This window comes from Proteus sp. fly-1089, assembly GCF_040138965.1.
GTDB classification, from domain to species: Bacteria; Pseudomonadota; Gammaproteobacteria; order Enterobacterales; family Enterobacteriaceae; genus Proteus; species Proteus vulgaris_B.
The window spans coordinates 70,083-88,421 of the sequence record NZ_JBEETS010000004.1; the positions used below are offsets into that span (position 1 = coordinate 70,083).

Genomic DNA, 18,339 nt, shown 5'->3' on the forward strand with positions numbered 1-18,339 from the left:
TATGGAAAAGACTGCGAAGCGAGATGATATCGCTAAACCAGCGCCATCATCACCAGAACAAAACGGCAAAAAAATAACATTAAAAACAATAGGAATACCTTTAGCTTTATTGGTATTACTCACTCTGTTCTTTATGCCAACACCAGATGGATTAAGCATTGAAGGACAAAAAGCAATTGCTATTTTTTGTGCGGCATTAATTTTATGGGTGTGTGGATCGTTGCCCATTTATTTAACGTCAATGTTAGTGATTGTATTACTCCCATTAACAGGCACTGTAGCAAAAGAAAAAGTTGTTTTTGGTACATTAGGCTATGACGTTATTTGGTTGATGGTGTCAGCATTTGTTTTAACCTCGGCAATGATCAAATCAAATATTGCCAGACGTTTTGCCTTGTGGATGATCACAAATTTTGGTCAGACTCCCAAAAAAGCACTCTTTGTTCTTATTCTTATTAACTTCTGTTTAGTTTTCTTTGTTCCATCAACAACTGCTCGTGCAACATTAATGGTGCCGATATGTATGATCTTATTAGAAATACATAAGGCTATTCCTGGAAAAAGTAATTACGGAAAATTAATGATGTTGCAAGGTGTGCAAGCCGATGCATTAGCAACATCAGGAGTGATGACAGGAACGGCGGCTAATATTATTGCGGTTGGGTTTATCAACTCACAAGCCGGTGGCTCTATTGGTTATATGGATTGGCTAATTGCTTCTTTCCCATTGGCAATTGTGGGAATGACTATCTCCTTTTTTATTGGATTAAAACTTTTCTCTTTTAAAGGAGAGGTCGATTTCGAAGGTTCTTTAGAGAAATTAAAAAAAGAACGCTCACAACTTGGTTTATTAACCAAGAATGAGAAAAAAGCCATGTATATCTTTTTAATGGCGGTCTTTTTATGGGCAACAGAAAGTTATCACCAAGATATGTTTGGTTTTAAAATTAGCGTCTATATGACAGCTGTCATTGCTGCCATTCTCTGTTTGATGCCACGTATTGGTTTATTAACGTGGAATGAAGCCAATATCAAATGGGATCTAATGATATTTGCAGCAGGTGCTTATGCGGCTGGTAACACCTTAGAATCTACAGAAGGTGCGCAATGGTTAATTGGTAAAATGGTTTATGGGCTTGGGCTAGAAAATATGAGCACTACAATGGTCTATATTGTGGTTGTTTTTATCTGCATGTATAGCCATTTAATTTTTACGAGTAAAACAGTAAAAACAACCATATTAATTCCAGCCATTATTGCACTTGCCAAAACATTGGGCATGGATCCAGTTACATTGGCATTAGCTGCGTCATTTACACTGACTTATACCATTACCCTACCACCACATTCAAAAGTAAATACTATCTATTTCTCAAGTGGCTACTTTAGTGTATTAGAGCAAATGAAATATGGATTAATTACTTGTTTTGTTGGGGCGTCGGTAATTTCTATCGCGATATTTACTTGGTTCCAAATTCTTGGATATGGCCTATAAACCATTAAATTAAGGAATAATAATGAGACTAATTTTATTAAGACACGGTGAAACCTTATGGAATATGGAATCGCGCTTACAAGGACATGCTAATTCATGTTTATCACCAAAAGGAATTAATCAAGCAATGGCGATAAAAGAGAGTATTAAATTATTATCGCCAGCTCGGATTATCACGTCAGATTTAGGTAGAACAGTACAAACAGCAGAAATTGTTGGTCATCCAGAAGCAATAAAAGAGCCATTATTGCGAGAACTAAATATGGGTGAATGGACAGGACAAAGAAAACCAGAACTGATAAGGCACCATGCAGATAAATATAAAAATTGGCGAGCTGGAACTTATACACCACCTAAAGGCGAAAATTGGTTTGATTTTTGTGATCGCATAGGGGCTGCATTACAAGGATGGGTACGTAAAGAAGATAGTGATTTATTAGCTGTTGTACATAGTGGGGTTATTCGAGCGGCTTGCAAAGTTTTTTTAAATCTATCTCCAGAGTTTTTATTACCTGCAACACCAGGAACAATAACAATATTAAATTTTGACTTGAATTCTGATAAAGCACCAAAATTAGAAGCTTATAATATTGGTTCCTATATGCCAGATAAGAATGTCGCTGATTAAGATTAATAAGAAGTGGTTTTAAAATTAATCGTTGTAATTTAATTTATATAGCTATCTAAAAAACACTCCGATATTAAATCAGAGCAAGGGAAACCTTGCTCTTTTTTTGCTTATGGAAATGAAAAAAAATCATATATTTTATATGCAATATTTTTTTATTCTTTTTTTATTCAAATTGTAACTGATAAGTTAAATCGAATTTTGTTCAAAAATAGCACGTTAAGGATTTAATTTAATCAAAAAAGAATAAAAAGTAGATTTTATTATTAAGAGAAAATAATACTTTTCTTTATTCACACCATATGCGTTATAAAACGAAATAAAAAATACATTTATTAACAAGAAATAGTATTTAACTTTTATTTTGATTTAACAATGTTGTATCAATATATGAAAATTTAAAATAATTAAAAATAAACTTCATTAATTAACTAATGAAGAGTTTGCTTGGTTTTAAATTCTGATTTAAATCAAAAAAGTGAATATTATACCGCTATAACCAAAACTTGTTTATTATAAAAAACAATTAGATAATACTCATATTCTGAGTTAATTAAGTATTTTTAATTAATTTGGTTTTATTAATAAAAATTAATCGGAGTAAAAATGAGAAAAAACTTACTTGCAACATTAATTGCTGCTACCACTATCTTTGTCGCTAATAATACATTAGCCGCGGATGGCACTATTGATTTTACAGGGGAAATCATCGATAACGCGTGTGAATTAGCGGCTGGTTCAGATGCATTAAAAGTGAATCTTGGTAAAGTTTCTAAAACAGCATTACCAAGTACAGGAAGTACAGCAGCAGCAACGAAATTTACAATTAAATTAATTAATTGCCCTGCAACTATTAATAGTGCAACCGTAAAATTTGATGCTGACTCTTACTTAGGTGACGACACTGTTATTGCCTTAAGAAAGGATACAGGGGTAGCGACAGGAGTTGGTATTCAAATTACAGATGATACAAATACGGTAGTTCCATTATTTACAGCATCTAAAGCGTATGCATTAAAAACAGGGGTGGAAAATAATTTAGATTTTCGTGCTCGTTATATTGCAAAATCTGACACAGTGACTGTAGGTCCTGCAAATGGTAATGCAACATTTACAATTAATTATAATTAAAAATAATTAAGTAGTAACAAAAGGATTAAAGGGATTTGATCCTTTATTTTAAAATTATGGTGATAATATGAAATATATTCTGTATGTTTTAATTTTTATTTTACCTCTGATAAATACTGCGAATGCTGGTGTCATTATCGGTGGTACTCGGGTTATTTATGACGAGGGAAAAAAAGACGTTAGTATTGGTGTTGAAAACCCTGATGCTATTCCTTATTTAATCCAGTCTTGGATTGATGATATTAATGAAAATGAACAACCTTTTTTTACTATAACTCCTCCATTATTTAGGTTAAATAGTGAGAATACTAATGCGTTAAGGATATTCTTGACTGAAAATAAATTACCTAAAGATAGAGAATCACTTTTTTGGTTAAATATAAAAACAATTCCAGCAACAGAAAAAACGGAAAACTCATTACAAATTGCCTTTAAAACACAAATTAAATTAATTTTTCGCCCTGAGGGTTTGAAAGGTGTTAATTTTATAGAAGAACAGAAAAAACTAGAGTGGTCAAAAAATGGGAATAAAATAAATGTAAAAAACCCGACCCCTTACTTTATTAATTTTCAAATAGTCAAATTTAATGGTTTTTCTGTTAATGATGTTTCATATGTCGAACCTTATTCAACAAAATCTTTTGATATTAATAATAATGAAAATCATGGCATTATAAGTTGGGAGATTATTAATGACTATGGTGCAACTACTGAATTATCGGAAGTTAAAATATAATATCTAATAAATTTAGGTTTTAATATGAAATTAAATAAAGTATGTATTAGCCTATTTTTATATTTAGGCTATATAGCCTCATTATATGCAGAAGAGATAAACTCAAAAAATACCTACTTCGATCCGGATTTTTTAGAGTTACCCAATAAAGGCTCTATTGATCTATCTCAATTCGATAATGATGAACAGTTAGCTGGCATTTATTATGTTGATATTTATGTTAACACTAACTTAATTGGTACTAAGAAAGTCAAATTTGATAAGAAAGATAATGGTGAATTAATTCCATGTTTATCAATAATAGATCTTGATAGTTTTGGTATTAAAACAAAAGAATACCAAGAGCAATTCAAGTCGAATGATCAATGTGTGGACTTATCTATTATTCCTAATAGTAAAAGCGAATTTGATTTTAATTCTCAACGCTTGTATTTAAGTATTCCCCAAATTGCGTTAGATAATAAACCGAGAGGATTTGTTAATTTAGATAATGTTGATAATGGGATAGCCGCATTGCTCTTAAATTACAGTTACAGTGGCTCAAAAAATTATGATCGGAAGAATAATGGTTCAAATATAACATCAAATTATCTTAATTTAAGGCCTGGTATAAATCTGGGACCTTGGCGCTTGAGAAATTATACAACTTGGTCAAATAGTAGTGACAGCTCAAGCCAATGGGATACCGTTTATACGTATTTATCTCGTAGTATTAACCAAATTAAAAGCCAATTAATTCTAGGTGATGGTGTTTCTCCCTCTTCTGTCTTTGATAGTGTGCCGTTTAGGGGAATACAACTCGCTACAGATGATGATATGCATCCTGAAAGCTTACGTGGATATGCTCCAGTTGTACGCGGGATTGCTCGTAGTAATGCTCAAATTACGATCAGACAGAATGGTTATACAATTTATCAAACTGAGGTTGCAGCTGGGCCTTTTGAAATTGATGATTTATATCCAACGGGAAGTAGTGGTGATTTGTATGTAACAATTAAAGAGTCTAATGGCAGTGAACAACATCAAATAATCCCTTTTGCCTCTTTACCTGTTTTACAACGAGAAGGGTATTTATCTTATAGTATTACTGGGGGAGAGTATCGCTCTTATGATAAAGATATTGAAAAAAAGAAATTTGGACAGGCGACTTTAATTTATGGTTTACCTTATGGAGCGACTGCTTATGGTGGTAGCCAAATAAGTAATAAATATCAATCATACTCTCTTGGTTTAGGGCAAAATTTAGGCGCTTTAGGCGCGATATCAATTGATGTCACTCAGGCTAATTCAACCTTGAATAACGGTAGCACAGAGCGTGGACAGTCTTATCGTTTTAGATATAACAAGAATTTAAATACGTTAGGAACAAATATTGCGTTAGCAGGATATCGTTATTCTACTGGTGGATATTACAGTTTATCTGAGGTTTTTGATGAATATCGTAGTGGAATGAATGCACCAGAGATTGAACGACGTCGTAATCGTGCTGAAATTACGATCAATCAAAATTTAGGTGAAAGTTATGGTTCACTTTCTGTAGGTTATGTTAGAGAAAATTATTGGAATAGTGAGAGAAAAACACAATCAGCGACAGTCGGTTATAACAATAGTTGGCAGGGGATAAGCTATGGGCTGAACTATATTTATAATAAAAATACGAATCGCTATTCTTATAAATCAGATAGTTATTCTAAGAATGAAGATGATCATCAATTAGCATTTTCGGTTAGTGTGCCATTTAGTTTCTTTGAAGATACTTTTTATTATAACTTTAATACGAATAGCAGTAGTAATAGTCCGAGCACAGGAAGTGTGGGCATCTCCGCATCTCAGTTAAATAATCGGTTAAATTGGAATCTTCAACAAGCTTTTACGAATCAAGATCAAGGATCTTCTGGAAATTTAAACGCATCTTATAAGGGAAAATACGGGGAGTTGTCAGGAGGAAGTGGGTATAGCAAGGATAATTATAATTTATATTATGGCGCAAATGGAAGTTTAGTTGTTCACTCTGGCGGGATTGTTTTAGGGCAACAGCTTGGAGAAACGGCGGCTATTGTTGATATTCCAGATGCCGCAGATGTTGCTATTTTAAATCAGGCGGGAGTTAAAACGAATGATAATGGCTATGCTTTAGTACCTTATATTACGCCATATCGTAAAAATACAATTGATGTTGATACTTCGGCATTACCAGAAGATACCGAAATGGCGCTGACAAGTCAGACCGTTTCACCAAGCCGAGGTGCTTTAGTTAAAGCAAAATTTGCCGCTAATGTCGGATATAGAGCATTAGTAAAATTAACATTTGAAAACGGTGAACCACTTCCATTTGGGGCACAGGTTATTTTTAATAATAATTTACAATTAAACAGTATTGTTGGAAAAGATGGAGAAGTATATTTATCAGGGCTTAATGAATCGGGGAAATTTATTGTTAAATATAACGATGGTCAATGTAGTGTAAATTATAATTTATCAGGAGTGTCTAATTATTTAGGGCTTTATAAAATCACTGCTATTTGTCAAAAATAAACTGACATAAGTTTACATATTAATAAGATAATCTCTTTTTGGCTAATTTAAATATAGCTAAGGGTGTTCTCTGCGCGTAGGTAAATAAAATGAAAAAAAGAGTCAGTAGTTTTATATTAATAAATATATTTTTAATAAGTTTTTGGTCTAAAGCATCAGATAATATTACCTTGAATTTCTCTGGGAATATAAGGGTTTCAACTTGTAATATATCTAATGGAAGTAATATTAATGTTGATTTGAAAAATATTCCCGCGGCTAAATTTGAGAAAGCGAATACCTCATCTGAATGGAATAACTTTTATATTAATTTTACAAATTGTTCTACAGCTATTAATCAAATACACCTGACATTTTCAGGCGTTGCTGATACTGCAGATGTGAATAGCCTATATAAAAACCAAGGAAGTGCTAAAAATATCGCTGTGCAATTAGAGAATGGTACGGGTACGGTGAAGCTAGGAAATAAACAATCATTAGTTCTCACATTAAATGGGAAAACAGACGTTAATTTATGGTTGCGAACACGTGCTTTTAGTCCATCAGGAAAAGGAATGCCGGGGACAATATCAGCGAAAGTAACTGCCAATATTGTTTATTTATAAAAGAGAATAATATGAGAAATTTAATATTTTTATTGTATTTCTTTTCATTTTTTACAATGGCAAATACTGTCAATATCAATATTTATGGTTCAGTGACAGTATCACCTTGCGAAGTTGTTAGTAAAGATTATTTAATCGATTTTAAAAAGGTAAATATCAGAGAGTTAAAAAGTACACAATATACTGATTGGATTAATTTCTCAGTAAAATTAAAAAATTGTCCTATAAGTACCCAGAAAGCAATAATGACAATAACAGGTGTTGCAGATCCTAATAATGGAAATTATTTTATTAATAATGGGACAGCGAAAAATATTTCATTAAATTTGATAGAAAACATTAATAAAGCAAATGTAAAAAATGGGACTAAATTAGAAACTACGATTAATAGTGGAACAAAAACAGCAGAATATCTCTTTGCTGCTAGATTAATTAGAACAAGTAATGAAATAACTACAGGCTCATTTAAAAGTCACCTTGAATTTACATTACTTTATAATTAAAAAATATTTAATTTAGGAGATAAATGTGACAAATAAATATCCAGTATCAAAAGCAATAGGTAAAAAAATTGCATACTACAGAAAAATGTATGGGATTTCATTGGATGAATTAGCGGAAAAAATTGGTGTTAGCCAGCAACAACAATCAAGATATGAAAGAGGTATTAATAGAATTAATATAGATAGATTAAATCAATATGCAGAAATATTTGGTGTTCACTTAAAGGATTTTTTTATTCTCGATGAAAAAGACGATAGTGAAATTAAAAAAATTCTATTGAAAAAAAATGAGATAAAAAATGAAAGATACAATAACTAAATCATTGTTATTAAGTGGTTTTTTGTTTTATTCCACTTATTCGGTTGCGGCTTGCATTCAAAATCCAAACTTTAATAACATTATTGTTAATGTGCCTAATCGAGAGTTTAATATTCAATATGACGACACCACAACACGAACACTTGCTGAGCTTAAAATTACGTACAAACAAAATTTTATTAATACATTCTCAGGAAAAGATGGTAAATGCGGAAATGCCGTTATTTCAGGTGATTATATTAATGGATGGGTAACTAATTCAAATAAAATAGCGGCAACCAATATTCCGGGTATAGGGATTAGAGTCAAGATGACAGAAATTGGTTATATAAATACCACGTTTAGTCGATTCGCAGATAATCTTAAGTATGAAATTAGAAATCCTTATTGGACTGTGGAAATAATAAAAACAGGTAGAGTAACTCAATCAAACTCTTTAACCGCAGGAAATTTAGCACGAATGGTACAAACGAATACATTACCAAATAATAGCCGATGGATTTTATCGACATTAAGAATACCTATCGGTGCGATAAAGGTAAATTCATTAAAATGCACCACTAAAGCGTATAGCTATAATATCAATTTAGGCACATGGTATGATACCCAGTTTAAAAACATTGGAGATGTTAGTCAAAATGTTAATATTCCGATCACCTTAAATTGTGCAGCAGGAACAAATATAAAGGCAACTGTAACAAGTAGTGCTGGATATATTGACGTGAATACAGGAAAGTTAAATTTGTCGGGTTCAAACAGAGCTACGGGAATAGGGATACAACTAGTTGACCGTAATAATAATCCGATTAGGTTAAATACAAAGCTTAGTTTACAAAATAACGTCTCATCTGGAGATTATATTTTTAACTGGAAAGCACGTTATATTAAAACGGGTAGTAAGATAACAGCTGGTTCGGCTAATTCAACCGCAACAGTAAATATTTTATATGAATAAATTTATAAAAATAAGTACATATTAATTTATTTTTAAGGATATATTGTGAACAAGAGAATATCGAAGATAGTTGGAAAAAAAATTAGATGTTTGAGAGAGCGATACTCTATGAGTGGTAATGATTTTGGTGCTTTACTCGGCATTAGCCAGCAGCATCAATCTCGTTATGAAAATGGAGTAACTAATATTCATGCTGATACTCTTTATAATTTATCTTACCTTTTTGATGTTGATCCAGAGTATTTTCTAAGCGATTTACAGATTGAGGATAATAAGTTAGATAAGGATAGGATTGAATGTAATAAAAATCACTATATTGCTGAATCATTATTTTTAAAATGAAGTTAAATATAAATAATGCCTAAGAGCTGAATAAACATTTATAAAAATGAAATAATCGCTGATACTTAGGCATTTAAGTTTAAATTAATTAAATAGTAAAGATAAATTTCTTGTCTTTTTTACCAATACCCTAATACTTTCCACCATAAGCTTCCGAGTGTTAACCAAATAACTAAATTCACTACACTCATGACAAAACCCGCTTTCCACCACTCTCCTAAAGTAGCATAACCTGAGCCGAAAATAATCGGTGCTGTACCTGTGCCGTAATGGGTAAGAGACATCATTAATGATGAGGAAAAAGCTAAAATTAACCCTAATAACATCGGTGGCGCGCCAAGTGCTAAACCTGCGGCATAGAAAGCGGCAAACATTGCAGTAATATGCGCGGTAGTGCTGGCAAAGAAATAGTGAGAATACACATAAATTAACACCAGTAATATCATGCCACTGACCCAACTAATTCCCATACTATCAATACTTGCCCCTACGCTGAGTGATAACCACTTAATTAATCCTAATTTTCCTAAGAAGGATGCCATCATCACTAAAGCTGAGAACCAAACGACGGTATCCCAAGCACCTTTATTTTTTAAAATATCATCCCAGTTTAAAACACCCGTACATAATAAAATAGATAAACCAATAAAAGCCGCAGTGGTGGCATTTACGCTAAATCCATCACCAAATAACAATGCAGGTACACCTGCCCACATAATTAATAATAAGGCGAATACTGCAAGGGTTATTTTTTCAGGTAATGAAATAGGTCCTAATTGTGCTAAACGCTCTTTAGCAAAATGTGGCGCATTCGGGGTGCTGGTTATTTCAGGTTTATAAAGAAGGTAGATAACAATGGGCATTAATATTAATGAAACGATAGCGGGCACAAACGCAGCAATTGCCCACATAGACCAACTAAGTTCATGTGTAGGATCAGTTTCACTGATAATTAAACTCACTATAAGTGGGTTAGGCGCTGTTGCCGTAATAAACATGGCAGAAGTAATTGGATTTATATTGTAGTTCACTAAAGAGAGGTAACGACCTATTTTACCACTTGTACCGTCTTCTGCTTTAGAGTTAAAACTGTCTGAAATTGAACGCATAATCGGGTGAATAATACCTCCACCACGAGCAGTATTACTTGGTGTTACCGGGGCTAATATTGTTTCGGCAATGGCTAATGAGTAAGCTATTCCAATCGTTTTTTTACCAAATAGTGAAATAAAATAGTAACCAATTCTCGCACCAAGCCCAGTCTTATTTAGGCTCATGGAAACCATAATAGAAATACCAATTAACCAAATAAGATCATTAGAAAAACCACTTAATGCATCACCGATAGCGGCTTTAGTTGAATTAGGGTTAGTGACACCAGTAACAGCTACTAAGGCAATAGCAATTATAGAAACAGCACCGATAGGAAGTGCTTTACCAATAATAGCAGCGATAGTCCCAACAAAAAGAGCTAATAAATGCCAAGCATTGGGATCAACGCCTTCTGGAACGGGAATCAAAAACCAGATAATAAGGGTAATAGAAACAGCGATTAAAGTAGGTATGGGTCGTAATGGAGTTAATTTGTTCATCAGGTTATTCCATTAAGTTGCAGGTTAAATAAATAATAAGAAGTAAAAATGAAACTAATAAGTATTTTTATTGCTAGTAATCTTATTAACATATTATTAAACATTCATTGACTGATGTCATAAAAATAAAATTATTTGTTAACTTGTTTTCTTAATAAGTGTTTTTATGTAACTTGATGTTGTTAAAATAAAGAGTAATTCTTTATCCTTTTGTTTTTTCTGTGATTTTTGTCGTTTCTTAATGGTTGGCATTAAATTCAATAATAGGTGGAAATAAAATATAGTTGTGATAAGTGAAGTGATTGGATATCACATTTATCATATTTCATACATTTAACAAAGATAGATTATGTTATTATTTCTAGTCGCCTTTGTTTCATTAATCTACGAAAATAAAGATGTTTTTAACAATTATTGAATAATAGAAAAGAAAAATAACATCTTTTTTTGCTATAATATTGTTGCCTGAAACAATTCAGCTCAATATTGAAAATAACCTAATAGGTGATACGCAATGAAGTATGATTTAAACGACCTCTACTATTTTGTGAAAGTTGTTGAGTTCGGCGGTTTTTCTCAAGCGGCAGAAACACTAGGAATACCTAAATCTAAACTCAGTCGTCGTATTGCAGATTTAGAAGAGAAACTCAATGTCTCTTTAATTTATCGCTCTACTCGTCAATTTCATGTCACCAAAATTGGGCAAACTTTTTATCAACAATGTAAAAATGTGGTTGCAGAAGCTGAAATTGCAGAAGAGGTTATTTGTTCAGCACAAGGGCACCCTCATGGCACAATTAAACTCTCTTGTCCTGTTGCATTATTACAAATATATATTCAAGATATTTTGGTCGATTTTATGGAAAAATATCCAGATATTAATATTCAGATATTAGCCATTAATCGCCCAGTTGATGTGATTAGTGAAGGCCTTGACCTTGCATTAAGAGTCAGAGCATTGCCACTAGATGATTCAGGTTTAACAATGAAAATTCTAGGTTATTCTCGACGTGTATTAGTCGCTAGTCCCTTGCTTTTTAAAGGACGTGAGATCCCTGAGTCACCAGAACAACTTGCAGATTATCCTATTTTGGCAAATAGCGAGCACTCACAACAATATACGCTAACGCTGACACATGAAACGGGTTCTGTTTCCACTCAGCATGTTACCCCTAAATTAGCCACAACCGATGTTTTGACTCTTTATAAAGCAACATTAAAGGGATTGGGTATAACAAGATTACCCTTGAGTGTGGTTGAAAAAGAGTTACAAGATGGCAAGTTAATTGAGGTATTGCCAAGTTGGCGTTTTCCTAAAGATGTGATCCATGCCGTTTATCCATCAAGAAAAGGGCTATTACCTGCAATCCAAGTATTATTGGAATACCTTGCTGAAAATATGTCACCAATGAAAGAGTAAAATTGATATAAAAACGGCTCCAAATAGAATAAGGAGCCGTTTGATTTCTATTATTTTTGTATGAAATAACAACGTTATTCGTTAGGTATACGGCCAAATTTACCTTGGTTAAAATCATCAATGGCTTGTCTGATTTGCGCTTCACTATTCATTACAAAAGGGCCATAACCTACGACAGGTTCATTAATAGGCTCACCACTGAGATATAAGACAACGGCATCTTCAATTGCTTCAAGATTAACAGAGCCTCCTTCATTATCTAAAATAACCAAATCTCCAGTTTGTAATTGGGTTTGATTATCAAGATAAACACTACCATGTAATACGACTAAGCCCACATAACGCCCTTTTTTCGTTGGCAGTGTGGCTGATTTTGCATTCTTTAATTGCAGATCCCACACATCCACAGGCGAAAAGGTTTTAGCAGCACCTTTAGTTTCATGGTAATCACCTGCGATAATACGAAGCTGTCCTGCATTATCAGGCAATGGGAGTACTGGGATCGCACTTTCTTTCAGTAATTGATAGCCAGCAGGTGCTGATTTGGCATCTGATGGGAGATTAACCCATAATTGCACCATATCTAATACCCCCCCTTCTTTGGTAAATGCATCAGAATGATATTCTTGATGCAAAATACCCGATGCTGCAGTCATCCATTGCACATCACCAGGACCAATAACACCGCCTTCACCCGTTGAATCATGATGTGCAACTTCGCCTTTATAAACGATGGTCACTGTTTCAAATCCACGGTGAGGATGTTCACCCACACCTCGGTTATGGCCTTGAGAGGCAGGAAAATCGGTTGGTCCTGCTCTATCTAACAGTAAGAATGGATTTAAATATTTACCATGATCACCATAACTAAACAGTGAACGCACATGAAAGCCATCACCTACCCAATGTTGACGAGGTGCTTTATAAATACCAATAACTTTTTTCATAATGATATTCCTATAAAATTTCTATAGGACGTATTTTAAAGTAATTAATATATTTAAGTAGTATTAAAAATAGATTTCATTATTCTAAGAATAGAACAATAACAAAATGTTTCAGTGTTCTATTTTTAGAATAGTGTTTATCATAATTGACTCTAGCGATATTTTAATTAATTGACTATTGTTTATTACAACGAGGGGGGGAACGATATAAAGATATCATCTTTTAATATTTCTCCTTAACTCAGTTAATAATCAATATTTATTAATTAAAAGGAATAAGCAAATGAGCGCTCCAGCAAATTTTAATGGCCAACGTCCTGTTATTAATCCAGAAGATGCTGTTATGTTATTAATTGATCACCAAAGTGGTTTATTCCAAACGGTTGGTGATATGCCGATGACTGAATTACGAGCACGAGCTTCAGTATTAGCGAAAATGGCAACATTAGCTAATATGCCGGTAATTACTACAGCATCTGTTCCACAAGGCCCAAATGGCCCATTAATTCCTGAAATTCATCAAAATGCACCACATGCTAAATATGTTGCACGTAAAGGTGAAATAAATGCATGGGATAACCCTGAGTTTGTTGAAGCGGTTAAAGCGACTGGTAAAAAACAATTAATTATTGCTGGTACTATTACGAGTGTTTGTATGGCATTCCCTGCTATTAGTGCTGTTGCTGAGGGTTATCAAGTCTTCGCAGTTATTGATGCATCAGGAACTTACAGTAAAATGGCGGAAGAAATTACCTTAGCTCGTATCGTTCAAGCAGGAGTTGTGCCAATGGATACCGCAGCGGTTGCTTCTGAAATGCAGAAGACATGGAACCGTGATGATGCTGCACAATGGGCGCAAGCATATACCCAAATTTTCCCAGCTTATCAATTATTAATTGAAAGTTATAGCAAAGCTCAAGATGTATTAAAAAATAACGAGATATTAGATTCTCAGCGTTAATTAATTCTCAACTCTCTTTGTACTTTATATTATCTGTGTTTAAAAATGCCCATAAAGTATTTTCTTTATGGGCATTATTCTATAAAAATAGATTAGGAAATTATAATGAAATTTATTTTACCGGCTGTACTATCTTCATTATTACTTGTGCCAGCAGTACAAGCCAATGAATATAAACTTGAACCAACGCATACTAAGGCAATGTTTTATATTGATCATTTTGGGACATCTACCAACAGTGGTGGTTTCTATGAAATTGAAGGTGATTTAACATACTCACCAGAAAAAAATATAGGAAAAATAAACGTTTCTATTCCAGTTAAAACTCTAAATACGGGATTAACGGCATTTGATAATCATGTAAAAAGTGCAGATATTTTAGATGCGGATAAGTACCCAACAATTCAGTTTTCATCAACAAAATGGTATTTCTCGGATAATAAACCCACATCCATAGAAGGGCTATTAACGATGAAAGGAAAAACATTGCCAGTTAAATTAACAACAACTAAGTTTAATTGTTATGAAAGCCCTGTATTTAATGCGTCAGTCTGTGGTGGTGATTTTGAAACAACTATTAAACGTTCAGATTGGGGCGTGGATTTTTTGGTCAAAGAAGGGATGGCTGATAATATGACATTAAAAATTCAAGTTGAAGCTATTAAGCAGTAAATTAAGTCATATTTTATTTTTATTTCATAGAAAAGGCCTTGTTAAATATGAGGCCTTTTCTGTTTTTATATAACAATAAATATAATTTAAGTTAGGTGTTAAATTCTAAAAATAGAGTTAAAAGAGAGTTTGTTTTTAATTGTTGATAATAATGATTTATTACGGTATGTTATCGAATTGTTGCTTTGATTTTATTTCCTATTGTTTTATATGATTTTTGTTGCCATTGTTTTGTTTCTTGTTCGTTAAATCTCACCTTTCTATTTTTAATTTTATCTCTGAATTAATAAACTTTCCTCATCATAATTTATTTAATAAATATCATCCGATTAAATAAAAATTTTTTACAATAAATAAGTGTGACTTCAATCACTCTACATTTCGATATTTCTTCAGTATGTTTATACGCAGAGATTCAAAATTAATAAATCAGACATTTATTTATATTGCTTAATAACTTAAGCAAATAGGCTTCTTATTATCAAAAAAACGAAATGCAAATAGATATGTGCTGTTACATATATTAAATGCGTTAAGGATATCATAATGATCCATGCTTTTATTAAAAAAGGGAGCTTTCAGGATTCAGTAAGCCTGATGATTATTTCCCGAAAATTAAGTGAAGCCCCAGAGGTGGAAGAAATTTCCGTCATGATGGGAACACCAGCGAATAAATCTCTTCTTGATGTCACCGGTTTCTGGCATGACATGTTTAACGAAGCAACACCGAATGACATCTGTGTTTCGATTAAGGCAGAATCAGAAGACCCTGCCATTATCGATATGATTTCGACTGCTTTAGAAGAAGCATTAGCTGAAATTGCAAGTGGTCAGAAAGGCGGTAACAAATTAACGACAGTACGTAGCTGGCGTACCGCTAAACAAAAAAGCACTAATGCCAATATGTTGCTCATCTCTATTGCTGGTGAATATGCTGCTGAGCTAGCAGATACTGGTTTAGAAGATGGCTGTAACGTTATGCTGTTCTCTGACAACGTATCTATCGCAGATGAAAAAGCATTAAAAGAAAAAGCAGCGGCGAAAGGTCTGATTGTTATGGGACCTGACTGTGGTACGGCAAATATTGCAGGCGCGCCTCTTGCTTTCGCTAACATTGCACCTAAAGGCTCTATTGGTATTGTTGGCGCATCAGGTACAGGTATTCAAGAAATTACCTCTCAAATCGTTTTACAACGCCAAGGTATTTCTCATTCAATTGGCCTAGGTGGTCGTGATTTAACAGAGCAAATTGGTGGTATCAGTGCAATCACTGCTATCAATATGCTGGCTGCTGATCCTAATACGCGTGTTATTGCCTTTGTTTCTAAGCCACCCGCACCTGCGGTTCGTCAAAAAATCATTGCAGAAATGAAACGCCATAATAAACCAATTGTGGCTCAATTCTTAGGAACAACACCTGAGAAATTCCAAGACGACAATATCTATTTTACTCGTACTTTAGATGAAACCGCACGTATTGCGGCTGAATTAGCACGTGTTGAAGATATCGCAGCTGAGTTACCAAAAGTTACAGGTAAGAAAATCATTGGTCTTTATGCCGGTGGTACGCTAGCGGCTGAATGCGCCATGTTGTTATCTGAAAAACTTAATGTTGAAGTCGATAACGAGCATAAGCAAGGCACAATGCTAGATGCTGATGGTCACAAAATCATCGATATGGGTGATGATTTTTATACACAGGGTAAACCACACCCAATGATTGACCCATCAACACGTAACAAATTTATCAGTGAGTTAAGCAATAAAACAGAAGCTGGCGTGTTACTGGTTGATTTTGTTATTGGTTATGGTGCAACTCAAGATCCAGCCGGCGCGTTAATTCAGGAAATCAAAAAACTGAATGAGAAACGTGGCGAAGCTAATCCACTGATCACTATCGCAACCATCACTGGTACTGAAGACGATCCACAAAACCGTAGCGAACAGCAAAAACAGCTGAAAGAAGCGGGCATTATTGTGATGGATACGTTGCCAGAAGCGGTTTTATTAGCAAAAGAATTAATCCAGCCACATCCAGCAGAAGCACATGCTGAAGTGTCACCACTGCTTAACGGGATCTCTGTGATCAACGCTGGTCTACGTAGTTTTGCAGACGATCTGCAATCGAGTGGGACACCTGTTGTGCATTATCAGTGGGCACCTGTCGCAGGTGGTAATAAAAAACTGGCTGAAATATTAAAGAAATTGAAATAAGGAATTGCAGATATGTATTCAACTATCGAACAAGCGAATGAAGCAGTTATCGAACGTATCCGTGAAGCCCGTCCTCACTGGTGTGATGTTAACTTAGCAAAAGAAGTTGTACCGGCTTTAGAAACAGGCAAAAAATTACTTCATGCTGGCCCTCCTGTAACTTGGGGGGAAATGAGTGGCCCTGTTCGTGGTGCATGTATCGGAGCTTCTTTATTTGAAGGCTGGGCAGAAACAGAAGAACAAGCATTAGCGATGTTAGAAGCGGGTGAAATTGAGTTTATCCCTTGCCATAACGTAAATGCAGTAGGCCCAATGGGCGGTATTACTTCTGCTCATATGCCAATGTTGGTGATTAAAAACCACATTCACGGTAACTACGCTTACTGCAACATGAACGAAGGTATCGGTAAAGTAATGCGTTTTGGTGCTTACGGCCCAGACGTGCAAGAGCGTCTACATTGGATGCAAAAAAGCTTAGCGCCAGTGTTAAAAGCAGCGATTGCCACTTTTGAAAATGGTATCGACCTGACTGCAATTATGGGTCAAGCAATTACTATGGGTGATGAATTCCACCAACGTAATATCGCTGCTTCAGCCCTGTTACTGCGTCAATTGGCACCAGTATTAAGCACATTAGATTTTGAAGATGCTGAAATCACAAAGGTAACAAAATTCCTGAGCATTACAGACCAGTTCTTCCTGAACTTAGCAATGGCTTACTGTAAAGCTGCGATGGATGCTGGTGCTCAAATCAAACAAGGCACCATCGTTACGGTTATGACCCGTAATGGTAGCAACTTTGGTATCAAAATCAGTGGAATGGGTGATCAATGGTTTACTGCGCCAGTAAATACACCACAAGGTCTGTTCTTCTCTGGTTTTAGTCAAGCAGATGCAAACCCAGATATCGGTGACAGTGCAATTACTGAAACTTTCGGTATTGGTGGCGCAGCAATGGTTGCAGCACCAGGTGTAACACGCTTTGTTGGTGCATCAGGTGGTATGGATGCCGCACGTGAAGTGACTGAAGAAATGGCTGAGATCTACCTTGCTCGTAACATGATGTTGCAAATTCCAACTTGGGATTTCCAAGGTGCATGTTTAGGATTAGATGCTCGTCGCGTTGTTGAAACGGGTATTACACCACTGATTAATACGGGTATTGCACATAAAGAGCCGGGTGTTGGCCAGATTGGTGCAGGTACTGTACGCGCACCTTTAGGTTGCTTTGAAAAAGCGATTGTTGCATTGGCAGAAGAGTTAGGCATCGACGCTTAATCGTGC

The 18,339-nt window shown here is 34.5% G+C and carries 17 protein-coding genes; 15 read left to right on the top strand and 2 right to left on the bottom strand.

Annotation, left to right across the window (positions count from 1 at the left end):
* Position 1: 1 nt before the first annotated feature.
* The 10 genes from ABN080_RS10750 (at position 2) to ABN080_RS10795 (ending at position 9,249) form a co-directional block, all read left to right on the top strand.
* Positions 2–1,495, top strand: a complete 1,494-nt coding sequence (locus ABN080_RS10750) for an SLC13 family permease (RefSeq protein WP_072070163.1) — start codon at positions 2–4, stop codon at positions 1,493–1,495.
* Between the two features lie 22 nt (positions 1,496–1,517).
* Positions 1,518–2,123 carry a histidine phosphatase family protein gene (locus ABN080_RS10755; protein ID WP_349441010.1) on the top strand — a complete coding sequence of 202 codons (606 nt, stop codon included), beginning with the start codon at positions 1,518–1,520 and terminating at the stop codon, positions 2,121–2,123.
* 606 nt (positions 2,124–2,729) lie between these two features.
* A complete protein-coding gene (locus tag ABN080_RS10760) occupies positions 2,730–3,254 on the top strand; it encodes a fimbrial protein (RefSeq protein ID WP_072070161.1) in 525 nt (174 codons plus the stop codon).
* A 67-nt stretch (positions 3,255–3,321) separates the two neighbouring features.
* The gene (locus ABN080_RS10765; protein WP_196553870.1) at positions 3,322–3,990 is read left to right on the top strand and encodes a fimbrial biogenesis chaperone; all 669 of its coding nucleotides are present in this window, start codon (positions 3,322–3,324) and stop codon (positions 3,988–3,990) included.
* 24 nt (positions 3,991–4,014) lie between these two features.
* Positions 4,015–6,525 carry a fimbria/pilus outer membrane usher protein gene (locus ABN080_RS10770; RefSeq protein ID WP_349441011.1) on the top strand — a complete coding sequence of 837 codons (2,511 nt, stop codon included), beginning with the start codon at positions 4,015–4,017 and terminating at the stop codon, positions 6,523–6,525.
* 89 nt (positions 6,526–6,614) lie between these two features.
* Positions 6,615–7,130 carry a fimbrial protein gene (locus tag ABN080_RS10775; protein WP_349441012.1) on the top strand — a complete coding sequence of 172 codons (516 nt, stop codon included), beginning with the start codon at positions 6,615–6,617 and terminating at the stop codon, positions 7,128–7,130.
* Positions 7,131–7,141: 11 nt separating this feature from the next.
* Positions 7,142–7,633, top strand: a complete 492-nt coding sequence (locus tag ABN080_RS10780) for a fimbrial protein (RefSeq protein WP_197269942.1) — start codon at positions 7,142–7,144, stop codon at positions 7,631–7,633.
* A 25-nt stretch (positions 7,634–7,658) separates the two neighbouring features.
* Positions 7,659–7,952: a helix-turn-helix domain-containing protein gene (locus ABN080_RS10785; RefSeq protein ID WP_349441013.1), complete on the top strand. Its 294-nt coding sequence runs from the start codon at positions 7,659–7,661 to the stop codon at positions 7,950–7,952.
* The gene (locus ABN080_RS10790) at positions 7,933–8,907 is read left to right on the top strand and encodes a fimbrial protein (protein ID WP_349441014.1); all 975 of its coding nucleotides are present in this window, start codon (positions 7,933–7,935) and stop codon (positions 8,905–8,907) included. Before ABN080_RS10785 ends, ABN080_RS10790 begins: the two co-directional genes overlap by 20 nt.
* Positions 8,908–8,952: 45 nt before the next feature.
* On the top strand, positions 8,953–9,249 hold the full coding sequence (locus tag ABN080_RS10795) for a helix-turn-helix domain-containing protein (RefSeq protein WP_196553873.1): 297 nt from the start codon (positions 8,953–8,955) through the stop codon (positions 9,247–9,249).
* 119 nt (positions 9,250–9,368) lie between these two features.
* Here ABN080_RS10795 and ABN080_RS10800 read toward each other — a convergent pair whose 3' ends face one another.
* The gene (locus ABN080_RS10800; protein WP_349441015.1) at positions 9,369–10,841 is read right to left on the bottom strand and encodes an anion permease; all 1,473 of its coding nucleotides are present in this window, start codon (positions 10,839–10,841) and stop codon (positions 9,369–9,371) included.
* Between the two features lie 514 nt (positions 10,842–11,355).
* Between ABN080_RS10800 and ABN080_RS10805 the strand changes: the two genes are divergently transcribed.
* Positions 11,356–12,261: a LysR substrate-binding domain-containing protein gene (locus ABN080_RS10805; RefSeq protein WP_072070152.1), complete on the top strand. Its 906-nt coding sequence runs from the start codon at positions 11,356–11,358 to the stop codon at positions 12,259–12,261.
* Positions 12,262–12,335: 74 nt separating this feature from the next.
* Here the strand turns inward: ABN080_RS10805 and ABN080_RS10810 are convergent, their stop codons facing one another.
* A complete protein-coding gene (locus ABN080_RS10810) occupies positions 12,336–13,208 on the bottom strand; it encodes a pirin family protein (RefSeq protein WP_349441016.1) in 873 nt (290 codons plus the stop codon).
* A gap of 283 nt (positions 13,209–13,491) precedes the next feature.
* Between ABN080_RS10810 and ABN080_RS10815 the strand changes: the two genes are divergently transcribed.
* From ABN080_RS10815 to ABN080_RS10830, 4 genes are all read left to right on the top strand, one after another.
* On the top strand, positions 13,492–14,169 hold the full coding sequence (locus ABN080_RS10815; protein WP_349441017.1) for a hydrolase: 678 nt from the start codon (positions 13,492–13,494) through the stop codon (positions 14,167–14,169).
* Between the two features lie 105 nt (positions 14,170–14,274).
* Positions 14,275–14,841, top strand: a complete 567-nt coding sequence (locus ABN080_RS10820) for a YceI family protein (protein ID WP_349441018.1) — start codon at positions 14,275–14,277, stop codon at positions 14,839–14,841.
* A 546-nt stretch (positions 14,842–15,387) separates the two neighbouring features.
* A complete protein-coding gene (locus tag ABN080_RS10825) occupies positions 15,388–17,055 on the top strand; it encodes an acyl-CoA synthetase FdrA (RefSeq protein ID WP_349441019.1) in 1,668 nt (555 codons plus the stop codon).
* Positions 17,056–17,067: 12 nt separating this feature from the next.
* Positions 17,068–18,333 (top strand): YlbE family protein, encoded by a 1,266-nt coding sequence (locus ABN080_RS10830; RefSeq protein ID WP_072070147.1) that lies wholly within the window; start codon positions 17,068–17,070, stop codon positions 18,331–18,333.
* Positions 18,334–18,339 lie beyond the last annotated feature (6 nt).